The sequence below is a fragment of the Streptosporangium sp. G12 genome (genome assembly GCF_052983175.1).
Map to the genome: position 1 here is coordinate 115,048 of NZ_JBRIQO010000015.1, position 20,716 is coordinate 135,763.

At 68.3% G+C, this 20,716-nt stretch carries 14 protein-coding genes and 1 pseudogene; 11 read left to right on the forward strand and 4 right to left on the reverse strand.

Annotated elements, in window-relative coordinates:
* The first annotated feature begins 176 nt into the window (after positions 1-176).
* From ACVCAG_RS23245 to ACVCAG_RS23275, 7 genes and pseudogenes are all read left to right on the forward strand, one after another.
* Positions 177-1,223 (forward strand): substrate-binding domain-containing protein, encoded by a 1,047-nt coding sequence (locus ACVCAG_RS23245; protein ID WP_440085951.1) that lies wholly within the window; start codon positions 177-179, stop codon positions 1,221-1,223.
* 134 nt (positions 1,224-1,357) lie between these two features.
* Positions 1,358-3,457: a beta-galactosidase gene (locus tag ACVCAG_RS23250; RefSeq protein WP_440085949.1), complete on the forward strand. Its 2,100-nt coding sequence runs from the start codon at positions 1,358-1,360 to the stop codon at positions 3,455-3,457.
* Between the two features lie 97 nt (positions 3,458-3,554).
* Positions 3,555-3,788, forward strand: coding sequence for a hypothetical protein (locus ACVCAG_RS23255; protein WP_440085947.1), 234 nt, complete (start codon positions 3,555-3,557; stop codon positions 3,786-3,788).
* Positions 3,789-3,797: 9 nt separating this feature from the next.
* Positions 3,798-4,874 (forward strand): extracellular solute-binding protein, encoded by a 1,077-nt coding sequence (locus tag ACVCAG_RS23260; RefSeq protein WP_440086067.1) that lies wholly within the window; start codon positions 3,798-3,800, stop codon positions 4,872-4,874.
* A 470-nt stretch (positions 4,875-5,344) separates the two neighbouring features.
* Positions 5,345-5,674: pseudogene (locus tag ACVCAG_RS23265) on the forward strand (transposase); the annotation flags it as partial.
* Positions 5,675-6,755: 1,081 nt separating this feature from the next.
* A complete protein-coding gene (locus ACVCAG_RS23270) occupies positions 6,756-8,096 on the forward strand; it encodes an aspartyl protease family protein (RefSeq protein WP_447190271.1) in 1,341 nt (446 codons plus the stop codon).
* Between the two features lie 556 nt (positions 8,097-8,652).
* Positions 8,653-8,880: a hypothetical protein gene (locus tag ACVCAG_RS23275; RefSeq protein ID WP_447190272.1), complete on the forward strand. Its 228-nt coding sequence runs from the start codon at positions 8,653-8,655 to the stop codon at positions 8,878-8,880.
* Here the strand turns inward: ACVCAG_RS23275 and cyaB are convergent.
* Positions 8,877-9,431: a class IV adenylate cyclase gene (gene cyaB, locus ACVCAG_RS23280; RefSeq protein ID WP_440085944.1), complete on the reverse strand. Its 555-nt coding sequence runs from the start codon at positions 9,429-9,431 to the stop codon at positions 8,877-8,879. The genes ACVCAG_RS23275 and cyaB overlap by 4 nt on opposite strands.
* Positions 9,432-9,745: 314 nt before the next feature.
* Here cyaB and ACVCAG_RS23285 point away from each other — a divergent pair, with 314 nt between their 5' ends.
* A complete protein-coding gene (locus ACVCAG_RS23285; RefSeq protein WP_440085943.1) occupies positions 9,746-10,120 on the forward strand; it encodes an integrase core domain-containing protein in 375 nt (124 codons plus the stop codon).
* Between the two features lie 368 nt (positions 10,121-10,488).
* Here the strand turns inward: ACVCAG_RS23285 and ACVCAG_RS23290 are convergent, their stop codons facing one another.
* Positions 10,489-13,143 (reverse strand): RICIN domain-containing protein, encoded by a 2,655-nt coding sequence (locus tag ACVCAG_RS23290; RefSeq protein ID WP_447190273.1) that lies wholly within the window; start codon positions 13,141-13,143, stop codon positions 10,489-10,491.
* A gap of 1,414 nt (positions 13,144-14,557) precedes the next feature.
* Positions 14,558-16,741: an MMPL family transporter gene (locus ACVCAG_RS23295; RefSeq protein WP_447190274.1), complete on the reverse strand. Its 2,184-nt coding sequence runs from the start codon at positions 16,739-16,741 to the stop codon at positions 14,558-14,560.
* A 75-nt stretch (positions 16,742-16,816) separates the two neighbouring features.
* Between ACVCAG_RS23295 and ACVCAG_RS23300 the strand changes: the two genes are divergently transcribed.
* Both ACVCAG_RS23300 and ACVCAG_RS23305 read left to right on the forward strand, forming a co-directional pair.
* The gene (locus ACVCAG_RS23300) at positions 16,817-17,485 is read left to right on the forward strand and encodes a response regulator (RefSeq protein ID WP_440085940.1); all 669 of its coding nucleotides are present in this window, start codon (positions 16,817-16,819) and stop codon (positions 17,483-17,485) included.
* Positions 17,482-18,885, forward strand: a complete 1,404-nt coding sequence (locus ACVCAG_RS23305; RefSeq protein ID WP_447190275.1) for a sensor histidine kinase — start codon at positions 17,482-17,484, stop codon at positions 18,883-18,885. Before ACVCAG_RS23300 ends, ACVCAG_RS23305 begins: the two co-directional genes overlap by 4 nt.
* Before the next feature lie 314 nt (positions 18,886-19,199).
* On the opposite strand, the gene ACVCAG_RS23310 is transcribed toward ACVCAG_RS23305, so the two are convergent.
* A complete protein-coding gene (locus tag ACVCAG_RS23310) occupies positions 19,200-19,568 on the reverse strand; it encodes a winged helix-turn-helix transcriptional regulator (protein WP_440085938.1) in 369 nt (122 codons plus the stop codon).
* A gap of 58 nt (positions 19,569-19,626) precedes the next feature.
* Here ACVCAG_RS23310 and ACVCAG_RS23315 point away from each other — a divergent pair, with 58 nt between their 5' ends.
* On the forward strand, positions 19,627-20,496 hold the full coding sequence (locus ACVCAG_RS23315) for an NmrA family NAD(P)-binding protein (protein ID WP_447190276.1): 870 nt from the start codon (positions 19,627-19,629) through the stop codon (positions 20,494-20,496).
* The last annotated feature ends 220 nt before the right edge of the window (positions 20,497-20,716 follow it).

Here is a 20,716-nt window from a genome sequence, read left to right on the forward strand (position 1 = left end):
TGAGCGGTAACGTTTGCATTTTACGATAGTGCAGGCACTGCTCTGCGGGCTAGGTGAGCTGAAGCCTTTCGCCGCGCACCGCGGGCGTGAGTCCCCGAGGCCCGCTGGCGTCGTCTTTTCACCGCCTGGGTCGATGTTGGGCGGCCTACTGTGAGCGGACCAAACTGGAGGTCGGGATGAGCAGCGAGAGCGCCAAGTTGGGCGCGTCGACGGCGAGAGCGAGCGATGGGCGTTCCCCGACGATCTACGACGTTGCCAAGGTTGCTGGCGTTTCGCATCAGACCGTGAGCCGTCTGATGAAAGGTGAGGGGGTTCGTCCGAAGAACCGTGAGCGCGTTCTGCAGGCGCTCGAGGAACTTGGGTATCGCCCTAACTTGGCTGCTCGCTGGCTGGCCACCAACAAGTCGCACCGGATCGCGATCCTCACCCAGGAAATCGGCCAGGTCGGCCCCGGTCGAATCCTCCAGGGGGCTGGTGCCGAGGCCCGTCAGGCGGGCTACCTGTTGGACATCATCACTCTGGATGTCAGCGATCGGTCCGCCATCGACGAGGCGATCCGTCAGGTCAATGGGGAAGACATCGCGGGAATACTTGCGTTGGCCTCCACCGACGAGATGATCGCCGCGTTCGCCCACGCCGACTTCCGCGTCCCGGCCTTCATCGGTGCCGAAGAGGACGACGCCATGGGGGAGCACCCGGCTCAACGCAACGCGCGAGGACTGGATCAGGTCGTCGACCATCTTGTCAGAATCGGCCATCGCTGTTTCTTCCACATCGCCGGCCCCCGTACCTGGGTGGCCGCCCGCAACCGTGAGCTGGCGTACGAGCGTTCGCTGCGTCGGTACGGAATCACGTCGCTCGGTACCGCCTACGGTGACTGGTCGGCGGCCAGCGGCTATGAGGCGGCACTGAAGATTCCATCGAGGCTCGGCGTCACCGCTGTGGTTGCCGCCAACGACCAAATGGCCCTGGGGGCGATCCTCGCCCTGTCCTCTATGGGCTTACACGTCCCCGGGGATGTCTCTATCACCGGCTTTGACGACATCCCTGAGGCCGCGTATCTCTCTCCGCCGCTGACGACGGTCCGCCTGGACTTTGAGGAGCAAGGCCGTGATGCGTTCCTCCGCCTCATCGCCCAGATCGAGGGGCGTTCGTTACCGCCCGGAATCATGACCGCTGAGCTGGTCGAACGCGCCTCCAGTGGCCCGGTTCGGAGAGGCTAGACCCTCAATTCGTTACCGATAACGAATCTGTCGCGCAATATTGTTACCGGTAACGAATTAGAGGTAGCGTGCCCGTCAGCCGCCAGTGAGAGGTGCCGCCGGGCATCTTCTTCAACAAACAACGGAGTCCTTGCGTGAGTCTTGTGTCGCCCTATCGGCCGACCGGTGTTCTCTTCGGCGCCGCGTACTACGCCGAGTACCACCTCAGCGACCGGGTCAAGCAGGACCTGGACCTGATGAAGCAGGCCGGGTTCACAGTGATCCGGGTGGGCGAGTCGGTCTGGTCGAGCTGGGAGCCGGAAGAAGGGCGCTTCGAGCTGGAGTGGCTGCTACCGGTGCTGGACAGTGCCTATGAACGCGGCATCAAGGTCATCCTGGGCACGCCCACCTACGCCGTGCCGCCGTGGCTTCAGCAGGCCTACCCCGAGATCGCCGCCGAGCGAGCGACAGGGAATTCGATTCCTTGGGGGGCCCGTCAAGAGGTCGACTACTCGCATCCGGCGTTCCTGTTCCACGCGGAGCGAGTGATCCGCAAGGTGGTGGGCCGCTACGCCGACCACCCGAGCGTCATCGGCTACCAGGTCGACAATGAGCCGGGCCTGGAGCTGTTTCACAACCGCGGGGCGTTCATCCGCTTCGTGCGCCGGCTGAAGGTGCAGTACGGCGATGTGGACACGCTCAACCGGGAGTGGGGCCTGACGTACTGGTCCCACCGGATCGCCGACTGGTCCGAGCTGTGGCGCCCCGACGGCAACAGCCTGCCGCAGTACGACCTGGCCTGGCGGCGGTACCAGTCGGAACTGACCACCGAGTTCATCTCGTGGCAGTCCGACATTGTGCGTGAGTACGCGCACGAGGACCAGTTCGTGACCACCTGCATCAACTACCCGCGCAAGGCGCACGACGACCTGAAGCTCTCCGCAGCGCTCAGTGTGACCGCCGGCAACCCCTACTACTCCATGCAGGACCACCTGGATGTGACCAAGGAACTGGCCCCGCAGACGGAATGGACCACCACGGGCGTCGCCGGCTTGTTCCGGCAGGCCGACCGCCTGTTCTCCTCGCGGCAGGAACGCTTCCTGGTCACCGAGACGAACGCGCAGAGCATCGACGGCAGCGCCAACAACCTGCCCCCGTGGCCTGGTCAGCTGCAGCAGGCGGCCTTCGCCCTCATCAGCCGCGGCGCCGCCATGATCGAATACTGGCATTGGCACACCATTCCCTACGGGACGGAGACCTACTGGGGTGGTGTGCTCCCGCACTCCTTGCAGCCGGGTCGTGTGTACCAGGAAGTGTCCGCCATCGGTGCCGCGCTCGAGAAGATCGGCGACGCTCTGGACGGTTTCGAGCCCGACGGTGACGTGGCATTGCTGTGGTCGAACGACACGCGGTGGGCATTCCAGTTCTTCCCGCCGCTGAGCGTGGCCGGCCGCCCCGACCCGGCATCCTACGAGCGCATCTTCGACGCCTTCCACCGCGGCGTCATCGATGCGGGCGCGCAGGCGCGCATCCTGCACGCCCAGCAGGCCGTCGAACTCGGTGCAGCCGAGCTGGCGAAGCGTTACCCGGTGCTGATCGCACCCGCCTTCTATGTGGCGGCCGACCGCGAGCTTGAACTGCTGCGCGACTATGCGGCAGCCGGCGGGCACCTCATCATCGGCATCCGCACCGGCTACGGCGACCACGAGGCCCGCGCGCGCGTCGATGTTGCCCCCGCGGTCCTGCGAGAGCCCGCCGGAGTGCACTACGAGGAATTCTCCAACATCGATGAGCCGATCCCGGTCACCGGCCGCGGTGATTTTTCTTCCCCCGCGACCGCGGCGGCCACCTGCTGGATCGACGGCCTCATCCCGGAGGAGGCCGAACCGATCGCCGAATACATCCACCCGCGCTTCGGCGCCTTCCCTGCCGCAGTGACACGAGCCCACGGGTCTGGTCGCATCACCACGGTCGGAACCGTCCCGGACCCGACCCTGTCTGCGGCAGTGATCGCCTGGGCGCTACCGGCGGCGGTCGCCGACGAGCTCGCCCCGTCGCGCGCACTGCCCGTCACGATCTCGTCGGGGACCCTTCCGGACGGCAGACGTGCCTGGTTCCTTTTCAACTGGAGCTGGGACGAGACCTCCGTCACGATCCTCCGGCCCACCACCGACCCGGTGGCCGGCACCGCCCACGAGGCCGGGGCCGCCCTCTCCATCCCCGCATGGTCCACGCGGATCCTGCTCGACGGCTGAGTCCGCCCAGGTCAACGAAGCTCCGACACCATCACCCACGAGAAGAAGAACACAAATACTGAAAGCGACAAAGCGAGCAACGGCATTCGCAGCGAGCGTGGCGGTTACCGCGCTGGCCCTCGCCGGCTGCTCTTCCTCGGACAACGGCGGCAGTCCTGCTCCCAGCAGCCGCAAGGCCAGCCAGGCCGAGATCGACAAGGCGATGAACACACCGACGACGCTCACCTTCTGGACCTGGGTGTCGAACGTCGACGACGAGGTCAAGCCGTTCGAGCAGAAGTACCCGAAGATCAAGATCAACATCGAGAACGTCGGCCAGGGCCTGGACTAGTACCAGAAGCTGCGCACCGCGCTGAAGTCCGGAAACGGCGCTCCCGACGTGGCGCAGGTCGAGTACCAGTACATCCCGTCCTTCACGATCACCAAGTCACTGCTGAACCTGACGCCCTACGGCGCCGGCGACCTGAAGAGCAACTACCCCGAGTGGATCTGGAACCAGATCTCCCTGGACGGCAGTGTCTACGCGGTGCCGCAGGACGCCGGGCCGATGGGCAACCTCTACCGCTCGGACATCATGAAGAAGGTCGGCATCACTTCCTCGCCGAAGACGTGGGATGAATACGCGGCCGACGCGAAGATCGTCAAGGAAAAGACCGGCTCCTACATCAGCGACATCGCCTCCAACGAGCCCTCTGGCATGGTTGGACTGCTGTGGCAGGCCGGGGCCCAGCCGTTCGGCTTCGACGGCAAGAAGACCGTGACCATCGACGTCAACAGCGTCGAGGCCAAGAAGGTCTACAGCTACTGGCAGAACCTCATCCAGCAGGATCTGGTCTCCACCGACCCGGACTTCAACGACCAGTGGTACCAGGGGTTCTCCAACGACAAGTATGCCGGATGGCTGACCGCGGCCTGGGGCCCGCTGTTCCTCCAGGGCACCGTCAAGGAGACCGCCGGCAAGTGGTCCGCCGCCCCGCTGCTCCAGTGGAACTCCGGCGACAACGCCTCCGGCAACTGGGGCGGTTCCACCAACGCGGTCCTGTCGACCACGAAGAACTCCATCGCCGCCTACGAGCTGGCGAAGTTCATCAATACCGACCCGACCTCGACCAAGATGCTGAACGAGCGGCAGAACCTGTTCCCGACGATGAACTCCATGCTCAGCGACGCGTCGTTCACCGACGCGACCTCTGACTTCTTCGGCGGGCAGAAGGTCAACGAACTGTTCGCGCAGATATCCCCGACGGTCAACACGAAGGTCCAGTGGCTGCCGTTCATGGATTACGCCTACAGCGAGTTCAACACCACGGTCGGCAACGCCATGACGAACAAGGGCGACCTGTCGGCAGCGGCTGATCAGTGGCAGGACAAGCTCGTCGGCTACGCCAAGCAGCAGGGCTTCACCGTCCAGCAGTGAGCGCCCTGGAAGGGGGGCGACGCACCTCCCGGCGTCGCCCCACCAGATCGGAGCGAGCACCCGACTCGCCACTCGAGAGCCTCGGGAACAGGAGCCCATATGACCGTCAGCGCCGGCACGGCACCGCGACGGAACGCCCACGCGACGACGACCCGCAGGCAGCACCGCGCCGCCTACATCCTCGTCCTGCCGTTCCTCATCATCTTCACGGCGATGCTCATCGTGCCGTTGGCCTACTCGGCGTACCTGAGCTTCTTCCGCACTCAGCTGGTCGGCGGTGAGGAGTTCGCCTGGCTCGCCAACTATCTACGTGCCTTCACCGACCCGTCGTTCCTCGGTGGACTCGGACGGATGGCCATCTTCCTGGTCATCCAAGTGCCGATCATGCTCGGTCTGGCCCTGTTCTTCGCCCTCGCCCTCGACAGCAGCCGCATCCGAGCACCCAAAGCCCTGCGACTCCTGTTCTTCGTCCCCTACGCCGTTCCCGGCGTTGTAGCGACCCTCGTCAGGGCCGTCCCATCAAGCCTGGCAAGCTCCACGCGGACAAGGCCTATGACCGCGATGACCTGCGCCGATGGCTGCGCGGCAAGCGCATCGCCGTCCGTATCGCACGCAAGGGCATCGAGTCCAGCCAGCGATTAGGCCGGCATCGCTGGGTGATCGAACGGACCATGTCCTGGCTGACCGGCTATCGACGACTCACCATCCGCTACGAACGCTACTCCGGCAACTATCCGGCCCTTCTCGGCCTCGCTGCTGCTCTGTGCTGCTACAAGCGGCTCGTCCGACTCACCACATAGGACACGGTCTAAGTCCCAGGCTCCATGAGCACGGGCAGGAGTTCGTTGCCGTACCTCTGATGGGCGTGAGCGGGGAGCACGACCCGCGACACGGGCAAGGTCAGCGAGGCATCACAGCCCGTACACGCGAATACGATCATGCACCCTCCCGGATCAGGGTACTCAGTTCATCTTGGCTCAAAGCCAATCTCGAGAGAGTCACTCGACGCCGGTTCAACGAAAGGCCACGCCGTATCTCACCACGGGCGAGGAATGCTGTGCGGCGGCGGCCCTGGTCGTACAGGAACGTGAATTCTGCGAAGGGTCAGAGACCTGGAGATCAATCGGTATCGATCGCCTGCACCTGTACGGCTGCCGCTTCTGTGAAGCCGAGAAGAGCGCGGCGCGCTTTCCGGCCTCGACGGTGAAAGGGGGCCTGGCTCGTTCGTCACCGACCATGATCGGTGCCGGGTGTGCGCGTCGGCTGCGGCATCCCGTGGTCTCTCGACGGCCGCCGACGCGGCCGTGACACGACCATGACACGGCACGGACGGGGCGTGGACACGGCTCGGAGACAGTGGGTGGCGTCGACGGGCGAGCCGCGGGCCGGTCATCGAGGGTGCGGCGAGACCCGGCGGCGTGTCGTGAGTGTTGTCGATCAGAAACGACCAGGCCGTGGGGAGGGCCTTGAGCCGGTCTTGACCCGAACTGTTCACCGCGGACGAGAACGTGGGCGGGACGCCGTGCCCGGGCAGGCCGTATGTCCGGGCGCCGGACGTCCGGGCAAGCCTCCGAGCAGGCCGTATGTCCGGGCGAGCCGGAGGCGGACCGCGGCACGGTGGCCGTACCGGTTGGCTGGTCGAAGCCGGACGGATCGGCCGTCCAGGCGGTCCCGGCCCGGAGCGCGGCCACCGATCCAGGGTCGCCTGGATGGGGCCGATGCGGTGCGGCCCGGGTGGGCCCGGCGACTCGGCGTCGTCCTCGTCAAGCGGGGCGAGCCGAACCGGCCGGGTCAAGTAGGGCGAGGTGGACCGGCCGGAGCCGCTGTGCCCGTCCGCCGGGCGGAACGTCACGGCGAAGATGATCAAGAATAGGAGAAGGCATGACTGATGACAGGCAATGGGACCGGCGTTCGCTGTTGCGGGGTGCCGCCGTGCTGGCCGGTGCGGCCGCGACGGTGCCGCTGCTCGACAAGGCGGCCACGGCGGTGGCCGGCGTCGGTGACACGGACGGGTTGTTCAAAGCCGGTGGCGGTGACGCGGACGCGTTGTTCAAGGCCGGGAGGTTCGAGCAGGCCGGTCGCGCGTACGAGGAGATCCTGAGAAAGGACCCCGGGAACGTGCACGCGGCTCGCCAGCGCGGCTACGTGGGGCTGCTGGCAAACCGGTTCCCCGACGCCGAGAGGTATCTCAAGATGGCCGTCGAGCTGGCACCCGGAGACAAGCAGGCCAACCGGCTCCTGGCCGACTGCTACATCCGGCAGGACAAGCTCTCCCTTTCGGCACCGCACTGGCGAGTCGCCGGCGAGGAGACCTACGCCAAATGGTTCGCGGCGTTCTCCGGCAAGCCGTACCAGGTCCACGGCGGCACCGCGCAGCTGCCCTGGAAGCAGATGGACCCGGAGCCGCTGGTGGAGGCCTCGATCAACGGCGGATCGACGAAGCGCTTCACGTTCTACACCGGCGCCCCGTCGCTGCAGGTGTCGGCGAAGGTGGCCAAGGAGGCCGGTCTGAGCCTCGTCGTCAGCGAGAAGATGGATTTCCTGGACGGCGTCGTATGGGCACACCACGGGGTTCTGGACTCGTTCAGGCTGGGCGGCATCGAACTGCGCAACGTCCCCGTGAGCTGGTCGACGACGGAGTCGGGCGGAGATGTCAGCACCGACAACGACGGCATGATCGGCATGTGGGTCTTCTACCACCTGCTGACCACCTTCGACTACGCGGGCCGGCAGCTGATTCTGCGGCGTCGGACCCCCGAAACGGCCGGTAAGGCGCGCGCCGCCGCCAAACAGGCAGGTGCCGATCCCTTGCCGATGTGGATGGCCCGCGAGCACGGGCTCCACAGCAGGGGCAGCATCGCCGGTGCCGCCGGCTCCGGCACAGGGGTGGTGGGCGTGCTCTTCGGCGGACACAGCGAGGTCGCCGGAATCGTGAAAAAGGAAACGGCCAAGCAGTTGCAGGTCCGCGTCGACCGCGACCGCCCGGTCGAGACGTTTGCCGGCAGTCACCCGGCCGTCGCCTACCCCTGCTACCCGAAGGAGATGCGCCTCGGCGACGTCGCCGCCGACGACATCTACTGCTTCACGAACCCGGACGCGCCGCTCGCCCCCGACGGGTTCAACGTGCCGGCCGTCTTCTTCCACAGCTTCCACAAGCCCAACACCATCACCCTCGACTTCACCGACATGAAGCTCTACGTCGCCCGCGGGCAGGCCGCCTGACCATCGCGACCGCAGGGGCGTCGCGGGAGCCGGACCCGTAAAGGAGCCCGTCACCTCGGATGACAGGGCGTTCGCCGGTGCTGTGAGCGGAAACGTCGGCCGAGTCGGCGGCCAGGCTCGGATGTGAGAGGGCGTTCGCCTCGGTGGATGCCCTCTCGCTGCGGATCCGGGCGCGTTCACGGCGCCGGTTGGTCGGCATCTCAGGGCGACGGACATCGGTTGGTCGGCATCTCAGGGCGACGGGCGACGGGCGTCGGGCGTCGGCGTGGGCAGGTGTGCGGAGCCCGGATTCGGACCGGGGAGTCGGACCAGGGGCCGGCCTGGGGGAGCTGGCGATCCTGGAAGCGCCCCTCGGGTGGCCCTCGCCGGGCGGCGACAGGTACGTACGGGTCCCGCAGGATGAAGCCCGGGGTCCGCATGCCCGGGGAAGCCGGTTACGGCCTTGAGGAACACGCGTCGTTCCAGGAGCAGCACGGGAGGAGGTGACGGCGGAACAGGGGAAGCCGTTCTCGTGGACCGTCGGAACGCCCCGCCTCGATCGAGATCTGCTCTCCAGATGAGCCTGTCGAACTCCGTCCAGCCGATCGGGCTGAACGGCTACCGCTACGACTACTTCCACGTCGGCCCGGCCCTGGCCCACCTCGTGCGCTCGTGTACGTACCTGCACGCGACCAGAGAAGCGAAGCTGACCGATCATGCGACTGTCCGGCTGGCCGTGGACGTGAAAGCGGCCACCCTGCCGTGTACAGACCCGGTCGGATCCGGCGAACCGCCGCTGTTCTAAGCCGGGGCCAGCGCGGCGCGCACCAGCGAGTCGTAGGTGTCGGTCATCCGCTCCAGGGCGACGCCGAGCCCTCGCGCGAAGTCATCCAGCTCGGCCTGCACGACGGTGCCGGACTCCTGCCCGCTCACCGTGCGCTCGATCTCCACGAAGACCCCGGCGTGCTGCACCTCGTCAACACAGATCGTCATGTCCCCCAACGCCGCGATGCGGCGGGTCTTCACGATCCGGACCGTGGGGTGAAAGCCCATGAGGGTGATGGCGTGGTGCATCTGCTCGCGGTCAGCGACCACGGTTTCGTGCTCCAGGCACGCCATCGAATTGTCCAGCGGCCGCTTCACCGTGAACAGGTGCCGACCGCCCTGGGTACGCAGCCGGGCGAACGACCGGCCGACCTTTGGCAGGGCGTAGGTCCACCCGTCCTCGGCGTAGGCCTGATCGTCCTGGTGCACGGGAGCCGACAGCAGCGCCCCCTGCTGCGCGAGAGCGTCCTCCAATGCCGCCAGGTCACCCACCCGGTATTTGACCTCGATCTCCTGCACCCCGTGCGTCACGACGGCCTCCCTGGTCTCTACAGCAACCTGGGGAGCCTACCGGGCACAGCAGCGCCCGGCCGGTCTGTTCGACGAGCCCACCGGGCAGGGGTTACCACCCCTGGGACGGGAGTGTGGCGCAGTCGGCCGCGACTGGACCGGCTGGGAGAGGTGAGTGGACATCTCCCGGCTCGGTTGGCGGCCCAGTCCCCGACCGGGCCGACGAGCGCGTCATGGGCGTCGCTGGGGAGCCTCCCGCCGCAGCGCGGCACCGCGAAAGGGGCACGGCCGGAATACGACGGAAACACACCGCGGTCTGACGACTGATCGTTAGGGTGGACTTCGTCTTGTTGATGATGGTCTGGAGGTTGCTGGTGACCTCGATCGACCGGACCGCCTATCCACGCTTCGCCCGAGTGGTCTCGGGCCGGGAGCTGGTGGAGAGCTTCTCGCCGACCGACGCCGAGGTGAGCTGGGCGCGAGTCGGCTCCGCTCTCGACAACGCCGCCGCCGAGGCCTTCAACTCCACCATCAAGGTCGAGTACATCCACCGGCACCGCTTCGCCACCCGCCACGAAGCCCGACTGAAGATCTCCACCTGGATCGTCGACTTCTACAACCTGCGTCGCAGGCACAGCGCCTGCGACGGCATGTCACCCATCGACTACGAACGCTTCATGGCCGAAGCCAGGATGACTCAAGCCGCATAACGGAGCCCTCCACGATTTCGGGGGATTGACAGGCCCCTGAGCTGTGCGAACAAGCTCCTCATGGTTGTAGGAGCTGGCCGATGGTTGCGGAACCTCCATCAGCGTGGGGGTCCATTGAGCCGTCATTGATCGAACCCCCATGGGGGTTCGATCAATGACGAGTGCCTACCGCTCGCGAGCGAGGCGGTTCGATGCGTTCACTGCGGTGGTCTGCCGGCCCGTACCGATGGGAGCGGAGACAAGGTGCTCGGTGGTGGTCGCTTGCCGACGTTCGGAGTTGACATCTCGCCGCCGCCCCTGGCCGCAGGGCCGAGCGGCCAGGGGTAGCGGTCAACGCCGCGGCAGCAGGCGAGAACCGGGTTGTCCGGTCAGGCCGGGTTCAGTTGCCATTGCTGGTTGGTCCCGCCGTTGGCGGCCCACTGCACGACCTGCGCCCCGTCGTTCGTCGCCGCACCGGAGACGTCCGCCACCAGTCCGCTGCTGTGGCTGACGATGGTGTAGTAGCCGTTGCCGGTGGATCGCAGATACCACCTCTGGTTGGTGCCGCCGTTGGCCGTCCACTGCTGCAGTTGCAGCCCGGCCGTGCTGCTGCCGGCGTTGACGTCGAGCATCTTTCCACTCGGGACGTACTTGAGGGTGTAGGAGCCGTCGGAGGCCGTGGCGATGGTCCAGGTGGCGGTGCCGCTCTGCTGGATCACCTTGGCGCCGTCCGCGGTGGAGTTGCCCGCGACAGCGAGCGGCTTGCCGCTGTTGCGGTTGACGATGCGGTAGTTGCCCGGCGCGGGTCCGCTTGCGCCGAGGTTGAAGTACTCGACCGCGTCGCTGAACGTCGTGGTGCCCGACTTGGTGGTCGTCAGTACCAGGTACACCCGTGAGCCGCTCGCCGGGGTGGTGAAGGTGACCGGCTGGGTGACCCGCGAGCCGAGCGGGACGGTCAGGGTCGTGCTTCCGGACGCGACGACCGCGCCGTCCGGCGCGTCGAGCCGCGCCGTCCAGGTGAAGCCCACCGAAGTGTCGGCGAAGTCGTCGTTGAAGACGGTGATGTTGCGGGTGACCGTGGCGTTCCGGGCGTAGGTGGGCACGGCCTGCGGCAGCGGGAAGGTGCCGTTCGCGTCCGAGACGCCGGAGGCCGACCAGTACGGCAGGTCGACCGCTGCCACCGGGTTGAACGCCGCCTGCACGCGCTGGAACTGCGGGTTGCTCCAGGGGTTCGGGAGGTTGTCCGCGCCGTAGACAGGGCGACCGCCCTCCTCCGGGACGAAGTCGGTGGTCCGCACTCCGGGCACGACGCTGGCCCAGGCGGACAGCAGCGTGTACGGACGCAGGTCGCTGGCGTCCTTGCCGCGCTTGGCCAAGGTTGCCGTGGCGAACCACTCGAAGCCCTGCTTGGTGTTGCATGCCGGCCAGATGTACTCGCCCTCGCCGTCGGGCCGCCCGTTCACGGTGATCAGGCGCTCCCCGTACCTGGCGAAGCCGTCGACGTAGTGCGGGATCACCGCGAAGTTGGCGTACGTCATCCCGGGATAGCCGTTGACATTCCCGTTGACGCCCACCTCGGTGATGATCGGCCGGGTGCCGTCGGCGCCGTTCATCGCCGTGTACAGGTCCTTCTCGAACTGTTCGGAATCCTGGCCGCTCTGGTTCGGCTCGTTGGACTGACTCCAGCGGATGATCGCGGGGTGGTTGCGGTCGCGCAGGACCAGCGCACGGGCGTGGTTGACCATGTTGTCGTGCCCGGCGATCCAATCCTGCTTGCCGGAGGAGCCGCGAATCGCGGTCTCACCGATGATCATCAGGCCCATCTCGTCGGCGACATCCAACATGTACGGGCTGGCGGGCTCCTGGTGGATGCGCACCACGTTGAAGTTCAGCCGCTGGTAGTTGTCCACCGCCTGCGGCCAGCCGCCGTTGCCCGACGAAGGCGGAAGGAATCCGGGCAGCGTGTCGTAGGCGTCGCCCTTGCCGCCGTTGTTGACCCGGTCGTAGTCGGCACCCTGGAGGTTGTCGCCGCGGAAGTTCACGCGCACGCCGTTGAGGTAGTAGTACTCACCGTTCTGGGTGGCCTCCCGGAACCCGAACCGGTACGTGGCGTCGCTGGTGTGCCCGTCATCGGTGGCGGCATTCACCGCCAGCCGGTGCAGCTGCGCCCGGTACCCCGACCGGTACGGCACGTTGGGCCACCAGTACGAGGTGCTGTCGAGGTTCCACGCGACCGGCCCGACGGTCACGGTCGCGGTCGAGCGGGCCGCCACGGTGACCGTTCGGCTGGGCAGTTGCGGGTAGCTGAAAGCCGTTCCGTTGTCGGACGACAGCGACCCGGTCAACGTCACCGACCGGGAACTGCCCGACGTGTTACGCACCGACACGTCGTAGCTCAACGTCTTGTTCGCCACCGACGTCCGCACGAATGTGTCGCTGACGTACACCTCCGGGTACACCCGCAAGAACGCCGACCGGAAGATCCCCTGGGGGACCGCCTCGGACCAGTCGGCGGCGTCGGGCACCAGGTACCGGCCGTTGGACGCCTTCAACGCGTCGCGGCCCTTCACATCGACGCTGATCGTATGAGTGGTGCCCGGGGCGGCGTAGGCGCTGATGTCGAACTTCGAGGGAGTGAAGGCCGTGGTCTGCGTCGCGACCACCCGGCCGTCCACCGACAAGGTCGCCTGGTGGTTCACGGCGCCGAACTCGATCCACGCCGACTGCGGCTGCCCCGAGTCCGGCACCGTCACCGTACGCGAGTACACCGCCTGGGACACATCGGTGAAACCCTGCTTGTACCAGCCACCTCCGGGCACCTTGATCGACGTCGTCGACCGGCCCGCCGGAGTGAAGCTCCACGTCCCGGCCAGATCGACCGAGGCGACCGCGGCATTGCCCGCGGTGAAGCCGTCGAGGTCTCCAGCGGCGGCGGCGACCGACGCGGTGGACTCCGACGCGGTGGACTCCGACGACGCGGACCGCTGTGCCGCCACAGCCGGCTGAGGCCCGATCAACGGGACCAGCAGCAAGGCCGCCACCACAGCCGGCCACCTCCTCGCCCTACGTCGAGGACGAAAGGAGGGATCGCTCCGCTTCATCGGTAATCCTTTCAGGTGAATCCCGTTCGTGAGGCACTTCCCGGGGCCGGCCGCCCCTCCGCGGGCGCCACCGCCCGGCCGTTCAGGCCGTCGCCGTTCGCCGGCGAAAGCCGACGGCTTGAGGGGGGCATCCTGTCTCCTCGCAATGGGAGCGTCGTATCGGTTCGACGGCATGGCCGAACATCACAGATAAGGCCCAAACCCCTACCTGTCAATGATCAGGGTTCCACAGAGATCGGACACTTCGGCCGTCTGGTTCCCATCAGGCCCGATGAGATCACGCGGTCCTGGACGTCGTGTAATTTTCATGCTGCGTGGGACGCCTCGAACACGGTTCCAAGATCGAATCAGCATGCTCAGGACCATCCAGACCGGTGTCGAACTTTCACAGTTAAACGAATCGATTCGATGCCGTCGGGCGCCTGGTAGGGGAATGGGCCCACCTACGGCCCTACGCCGGCAATGACGAACGCACCGATGTCCTCGGAGACTTCCTGCACCGCTACAACAGCGGCGACAGCGGTTGCGTCTTCACCGCCGAACTCGGGCGACCGTTGCGTCCACAACACGTCGGCGACCAGTTTTCCTGCTCGCCTGCCAGGCAGGGCTCCCGCCTACGGCATGCGGAGTTCGACCGCACGCCGGGCTATGCCGGTGAGGGACCGCCGAAGACGAGTTCGCCACCAAACTGGCTGTACAGCTCCAGCTGGTCGTAGTAGATCCGATGAGTGATGATCTTGTCGTTGCCGACGGAGCAGATGCTGGGACGCGGGTGCCATCGTCGGCGACGGCCCTACCTTCTCCCCCGCTAGCCTTGCCGCCCCCGGCCGTCACGGTGACGGTGACCATGGCCCACCGAATGACATCCACTGACATCCGATGACGAACTGCTGCGATAAAGCAGACATCCACAGGCCTTGACCAGCAGGTTCGTCACTTCATGTCAGCAGAAATCGTCACTGTATGTCAGGAAGAGCTCGACGAAGCTTTTGATCATCGTCCGAAACGATCTTCATTAAGGGTCGAAATAGCCTCTGAGCTGGGCATTGACACGAAGTGACAATTTTACACTGACACTTTTGTGACGACTCCCACTCACTTCCTTGCCGCTTTTGCCTAGGGCGGCCTCGTGCAGCTGGAGGCGGATCAGCTCGGTGGCGCGGGTCTCAGCGTGCTGCCGGGCGGCCTCCAGATCGGCGCGCAGACGCTGGGTCTGCTCGTCGTGGCGCTGGCGCACTCTTTCCAGGTCGGCGTGGGTGGCCAGGGTCTCGCGCGCTGTAGCGGCCTCAGCTGGATCTTGCTGACACCAGGTCCTGCCGTACGGACCGCAGGCGACGCCCGGCACCGCGCCGCCGGCCTACTCGTGGATCCGTCGACCTTGCCCCGCGGGATCGGACTCAGGCCGCGGTCCAGGCATACGAACCGGGACCGGAATGTCCGGCCGCCGACCGGCGAGCACCCGTACGAGCAGGGCCGGGCGGCCGGGCAGCCACCAGTTCCATCGGCCCATCACCGCGACGAACGCCGGCAACAGCAGCGCCCTGATCACGGTCGCGTCCAGCAGCACGCCCAGCCCGAGCCCCGTCGCGAACATCTTGATCTCCGGCTGCGGGGCCGCCGCCAGTGACCCGAACGCCAGGAACAGAATCAGCGCCGCGCTGGTGACCAGCCGTCCGGTCCGCCCCAGGCCCTCGACGACCGCCTCGTCGGTGGAGCCGGTCCGGTCATACGCCTCCCGCATCCTGGCCAGGATGAACACCTCGTAGTCCATCGACAGCCCGTACAGGAACGCGAAGATCATGACCGGGATGAACTCGGCGATGGAGCCCGTGCCGGCCAGCCCCCAGATCGGCTCGGAGCCGTAGCCGTACTGCCAGACGAGCACCACCGCGCCCATGGTGGCGCCGAGGGAGAGCACGTTGAGCACGATCGCCTTGACCGCCAGCAGCAGCGAGCGGAAAGCCCGCACGAGCAGCAGGAACGTCAGGACGGAGATGAGTGCGAGCACAGCGGGGAAGCCGCCGTAGACCGCGGCCACGAAGTCGAGGCTCTGCGGCCCCTCGCCCGAGACCTGGGCGCCCGCGGGTACGGCCGCGCGGACCCGGGCGATCGTGGCCCGGCCCGCCTCCGTGCCCGTCTCGTCCGAGGGGATGACCGTGATCAGCGACGTTCCGCCACTCCGCCAGCCGTGCGGGGCCACCGCCGTGCGCACGCCGGGCAGCTCCGCCAGGCGCGCCGCCCGCACGGCGGGATCGTCGCCGGGGGGAAGGATCACGTCGAGCGGGGTGAGCACCCCGGAGGGAATGCCCGCCCGCCGCAGCTCGGACAGCCCCTCGTAGGCGGGGCCGGTGCGGGGCAGGGAGTCGCTTACCGGCTGACCGAGCTGAAGCGAGAACGCCGCGCAGCCGAGCGCCGCGAGCAGCGCGCCGGAGGCGGCCAGCCCGGCCCAGCGGAACCGGACCACGCCCCGTGCCCAGGCCTGCCACCGGCCGGTTTCGGCGGGGAGCCGACGGCGGGGCCAGTCGAGTCGCGCCCCGCCCTTGGCCAGCAGGACGGGCAGCAGGGTCAGTACGGCCGGCACGCTGACGAGCGGCACCAGGATGCCGCCGTACCCGACGCTGCGCAGGAACGGCACCGGGATGACCACCATGGCCAGCAGGCCGATGCCCACGGTGACCCCGCTGACCACCACGGAGCGGCCCGCCGTCGCCATGGCGCGCTCGACGGCCGCCTCGCCCTCGTACCCGAGCGCGCGCTCCTCCCGCCAGCGGGTGATGAGCAGCAGCGAGTAGTCGATGGCCACGCCCAGCCCCACGAGGGAGACGATGAATTGCACGATCGTGTGCACGTCCGTCACGCCGGTCAGGCCGTACACCGCCAGGAAGGTGACGGGGATCGACACGGCCGCCACCAGGAGGGGCACCAGCGCGAGCACCGAGCCGAACACGAATGCGAGCACGACCAGCGCCCCCAGCCCGCCGATGAGCGTCTCGGCGAGCACGTCGATGCCCTTCGCCTCGGCTTCGGCCAAGGCCTCCATGCCGGTGACGCGCAGCGTCGCGCCCGGCATCAACGCCGGCTGTAACGCCTTCTCGAGCGGCTCGCTCAGGTCGGCGTTCATGCCGCGCGTGGGTTCGGTGAACACCAGCCCGTACGTGGTCCGCCCGTCGTCGCCGACGAATCGCGGGTCGGCCGTGTCGGCGTACGACACGACGCGCACGCCCATGGCCGAGACGGCGGCCGAGAACAGTCTGCCGATCTCCGCGCGCTGCCGGGCCGCCGTGCCGCCCTCCGGCAACGTGACGACGACGACGAGGGGCGGGTCGTCGCCGCCGGTTCCGTAGAGCCGGTGCATGGCCTGGTTGGCCTCGTACCCGGGTCGTCCGGGCTGGGCGAAGTCCTCCGTCAGCCGGTCGCCCACGGCGACGGTCGCGAACACTCCCGCTACCGTGACCGTCAGCCAGGCCAGCACCACCACCAGCTTGTGCCGCAGCACGAACCGTCCGAGCCGCGCGGTGAACCGGTCGTCTAGATGATTCATGCGCCCAGTGCAGCAGCGCACTCTTCAGTTCCGCTGTGACAGAGTTCCTTGAGAACTCCACGGCAGACTGGCCGGATGAGCGCTCGCATCCTTGTCGTGGACGACGACCCCCATCTCGCCGACCTCGTGGTCATGGCCATGCGTCACGAGGGCTTCGAGGCGGAGGCCGCGGGATCGGGGGGCGAGGCGGTCTCCCGGGTGGCCGGAAACGCGCCGGACCTGCTCGTCCTGGACATCGGACTGCCCGACGGCTCCGGGCTGGACACCTGCCGGCGGCTGCGGCGGCTGGGACACCGGTTCCCGATCATCTTCCTGACCGCGATGGGCCGCACCGAGGACAGGATCGCCGGTCTCAGGTCGGGTGGGGACGACTACCTGACCAAGCCGTTCAGTCTGGAGGAGCTGATCGTGCGGACCCATGTCGTCCTGCGCCGCACGATGTCCGCCGACCGGCTCTCCTACGCGGGCCTGGAGATCGACGACGGCCCCCGCGAGGTACGCCGCGAGGGCCGCCTGATCGGGCTGAGTCCGAAGGAGTACACGCTGCTGCGCTACCTGCTGGTCAACGCCGGGCGGGTGCTCACCAAACAGCAGATACTCGACCACGTCTGGGAGTCCGAGAGCGGCGGCAGCGAGGGCCTCGTCCACACATACGTGAGCTACCTGCGCAGGAAGATCGGCGACCCGCCGCTCATTCACAACGTCCCGCGCGTCGGCTACATGCTGCGCCTGCCGCGGTCGTGATCCGCACGCGGTCGCTACGGGCGCGCCTGACCCTCACCGTGCTCGCCCTGCTGACGACGGGGCTCGTCGGCGTGCCTCTGGTGACGTGGGGCATCACCAGGGACGCCGGCGCGGAACGCGCCCGCGACCGGCTCGACCGCTTCGCCGCGGCCGTCACTCCGTTCCTCGCCGAGGGCCGCTCGCCGGACGAGGAGACGGCCCGGTTGTTCTCCGCCGCGGCGACCCCGGTTCTTCTCCAGGTACGGGACACCCGCGGCAACATGATCAGGACTGTTCTCTCCGCCGACGTGCACATCGGCGCCACCTCGCCCCGCCGCCCGACCACCGCCGACCCGGACGGGGCCGTCTACGTACGCGAGGACGCCGCCCCCGACCTGGGCGGCCCTTTCGCGAGCGAGGACCAGTGGTGGCTTCGCCACTCCTGGCTGCCGGACGGCCGGATCCTGGTCAGCGGGATCCGCACGGCCGAGTACGACACCGTCACGAAGCGGCTGACCGGCGTCTTCGCGGCCATCACGCTGCTCGTGCTCTGCGTGCTCGCCCTTGTCGCCTTTCGAGCGATCCGCCACGCGCTGCGCCCCCTGGACGACATCTCCGAGACCGCCCAGGCCATCGGCGGCGGCGATCTCACGCGGCGGGTCGAGCCGGCCGAGCCGCATACCGAGGCGGGCAGGCTCGGGCTGGCACTGAACGCGATGCTCGGCCAGATCGAGGCCGCCTTCCGCGAGCGCACCGCCTCGGAGGAACGGCTGCGCCGCTTCATCGCCGACGCCTCGCATGAGCTGCGCACGCCCGTGGCCTCCGTACGGGGGTACGCGGAGCTGTTCCGGCGGGGCGCCGCGAACCGCCCCGGTGACCTGGCCAAGACCATGGCCAGGATCGAGGCCGAGGCCGAGCACATGGGCGTCCTCGTGCACGAGCTCCTCCTGCTGGCCGAGCTCGACGAGCGGCGCCCGCTGGAACGCGAGCCGGTCGACCTCGCGGATCTCGCCGCCGAGGCCGTCGCCGCCTCCGCGGCCGTGGATCTCGGCCGTCCTCTCGCCCTCCGGGCGACCGGACCCGTCCTCATCCGCGGCGACCGCACGCGCCTGCGCCAGGCTCTGGACAACCTGCTGGTCAATGTACGTACGCACACCCCGGCGGGCACGGCGGCGACGGTGACCGTCCGGGCGGAGGGCGACGACGCGGTCGTCGAGGTGCGCGACGAAGGTCCGGGGCTGAGCGCCGTGCAGGCGGTGCGCGCCTTCGAGCGTTTCTACCGCGCCGACCCCACCCGCCGCTCCGGCACCGGCCTGGGGCTCGCCATCGTCGCGGCTGTCGCCGCCGCGCACCATGGGCACGCCCGAGCCCTGCCGTCCGACTCGGGCGCCGCGTTCGAACTCCGGCTCCCGCGCGGGTGACCACCAAACCGGGTCGGCTCCGCTGCCCCTGTCCCGTGGCCGCCCGTGGGAGCACCGGAACCAGGTCACGTCCAGCGAGAAGCAGCGCGAAGCGAGCTGTCGCCGGGCGGTGGGACGCGGGGGCGCGTCCCGTCGCCCTGCCGAAGATCGTGAAGGTCGTCAGGGAGGAGTCTCACATCCGTTGACGGGATCGCCGCGAGCAGGGGTGTCACCGGGCACGACAGTCGTGTTTCCGGAAGCTCTGCGCGGGTTCTGCGCCATGCCTTCGAGCGCGTTTCCAGAAGCCGGTGGCTGATCTGCTTCCGGAACCGGGATCACGGTCGTTGCGGCTCCCCGGCGAGCGGGTGCTCTTCGCCCCACGCGAGCATGGCGTACAGGATGCCGCTGAGGCTCCGGCCCTGCTCGGTGAGCTCGTAGACGACCCGCGGCGGCACCTCCGCGTGCACCGTGCGGGTGAGGATCTCCTGGTTCTCCAGGGTGCGGAGCCGGTCGGTGAGCGTCTTGGCGCTGGGGTCACCCAAAGCGGTACGCAGCTTCCCGAACCGCTTTGGGCCGCTGAGCAGTTCCCGGATGATCAGCGTCGACCACTTGCCGTCGAGGACCCTGAGCGTCCGCTCCACGCCGCAGCCGCGCGGCGACGCCGTCGCCAGGCGGGAGGCCACGTCCCCGCCGTTGGTTTCCATGCGGACACTATATTTCCTTCTAGGTACTACTTCACAATGGAAACTAATGTGCCGTTCCATGAACAGATCAACTGTTGTCGTTCATGGAGCGACCGGCGCCCAGGGGCGCCCCGTGGTCCGGCGCCTGCTCGCTGCGGGTCACCGCGTGCGCGCCGCCGTGCGCGACACCGCCGCGCCCGGCCTGCCCGCAGGTGCCGAGCCGGTCTTGGCGAACCTGTCCCTTCCCGCGTCCCTGGCCGACGCCTACGCCGGGGCCGACGCGGTCGTCGTGCAGCTGCCGCTGGTCTTCGCCGCCGAGGCGGCGGTGCCGCAGGCCGAGGCGGTGCTTGGCGCGCTCAAGGGCTCGGGGGTGCCGCGGGTGGTGTTCAACACCGGTGGCCCGCCCGTCGCCGAGCCCGTCGGGGTGCCGTTCGTGGACGCGCGGGCGCTGCTGGCCGCCGAGCTGCCGGGCGTCGTCGGCACCGCCACCGTCGTCGGTCCGGCGTTCACGTACATGGAGAACCTGACCGCCCCCTGGTCACTGGCGCGCGTGGCCGCAGGGGAGGTGGCCTACCCGCTGCCCGCGGAGCTGCCGGTGCCCTGGCTCGCGCTCGACGACCTGGCCGCCGCCATCGCCGCGCTGGTCACCGAGCCGCAACCGCCGTCCCTGCGGATCATGGCCGGTCCCCAGGCGATGACGGGCGACCAGGTCGCCGCCGAGCTCGCCGCCGCGCTGGGGTACGAGGTGCGGTGGCGGAGCGTCGAGCCGGGTGAGTACGAGCGGATGCTGGCCCCGTACGTCGGAGCCGAGGCCGCCGCGGGCGTCGCCGCCGCCTACACCCCACCCCCGCCGGGAACGCCACCCCCTCCGGCCCCGGACCCCACGGTGATCAGGACCGGACCGACGAGCTTGCACGCCTGGGCCATGCGCCAGGACTGGCGGACCTGAAGATGGCGGCGTGCTCGGCGGCCCGGGTGCCGGTTTCCCGCCGCCGGGCCGTCGCGTGCTTCCGTCCCTCCGGCCCGCGTCCGGGTGGCGGGCGGTGGCGACGGGACGGTAGCCCCTGACGTGGTCGACCGTGAACCGCTTGGGATAGGCGTGCCCGGGCCTCGGCGACCCGTCCGGCTCGGGGAACTCGATCGCCTTGGCCCGCATCTCGATCAGCCCG

Excerpts from the sequence above, each read along its gene's own strand:
- ACVCAG_RS23315 (WP_447190276.1), top strand. The coding sequence starts at position 19,627 with ATGAACAGATCAACTGTTGTCGTTCATGGAGCGACCGGCGCCCAGGGG.
- ACVCAG_RS23310 (WP_440085938.1), bottom strand. The coding sequence starts at position 19,568 with ATGGAAACCAACGGCGGGGACGTGGCCTCCCGCCTGGCGACGGCGTCG.
- ACVCAG_RS23275 (WP_447190272.1), top strand. The coding sequence starts at position 8,653 with ATGAGCCTGTCGAACTCCGTCCAGCCGATCGGGCTGAACGGCTACCGC.
- ACVCAG_RS23300 (WP_440085940.1), top strand. The coding sequence starts at position 16,817 with ATGAGCGCTCGCATCCTTGTCGTGGACGACGACCCCCATCTCGCCGAC.
- ACVCAG_RS23270 (WP_447190271.1), top strand. The coding sequence starts at position 6,756 with ATGACTGATGACAGGCAATGGGACCGGCGTTCGCTGTTGCGGGGTGCC.
- ACVCAG_RS23295 (WP_447190274.1), bottom strand. The coding sequence starts at position 16,741 with ATGAATCATCTAGACGACCGGTTCACCGCGCGGCTCGGACGGTTCGTG.
- ACVCAG_RS23245 (WP_440085951.1), top strand. The coding sequence starts at position 177 with ATGAGCAGCGAGAGCGCCAAGTTGGGCGCGTCGACGGCGAGAGCGAGC.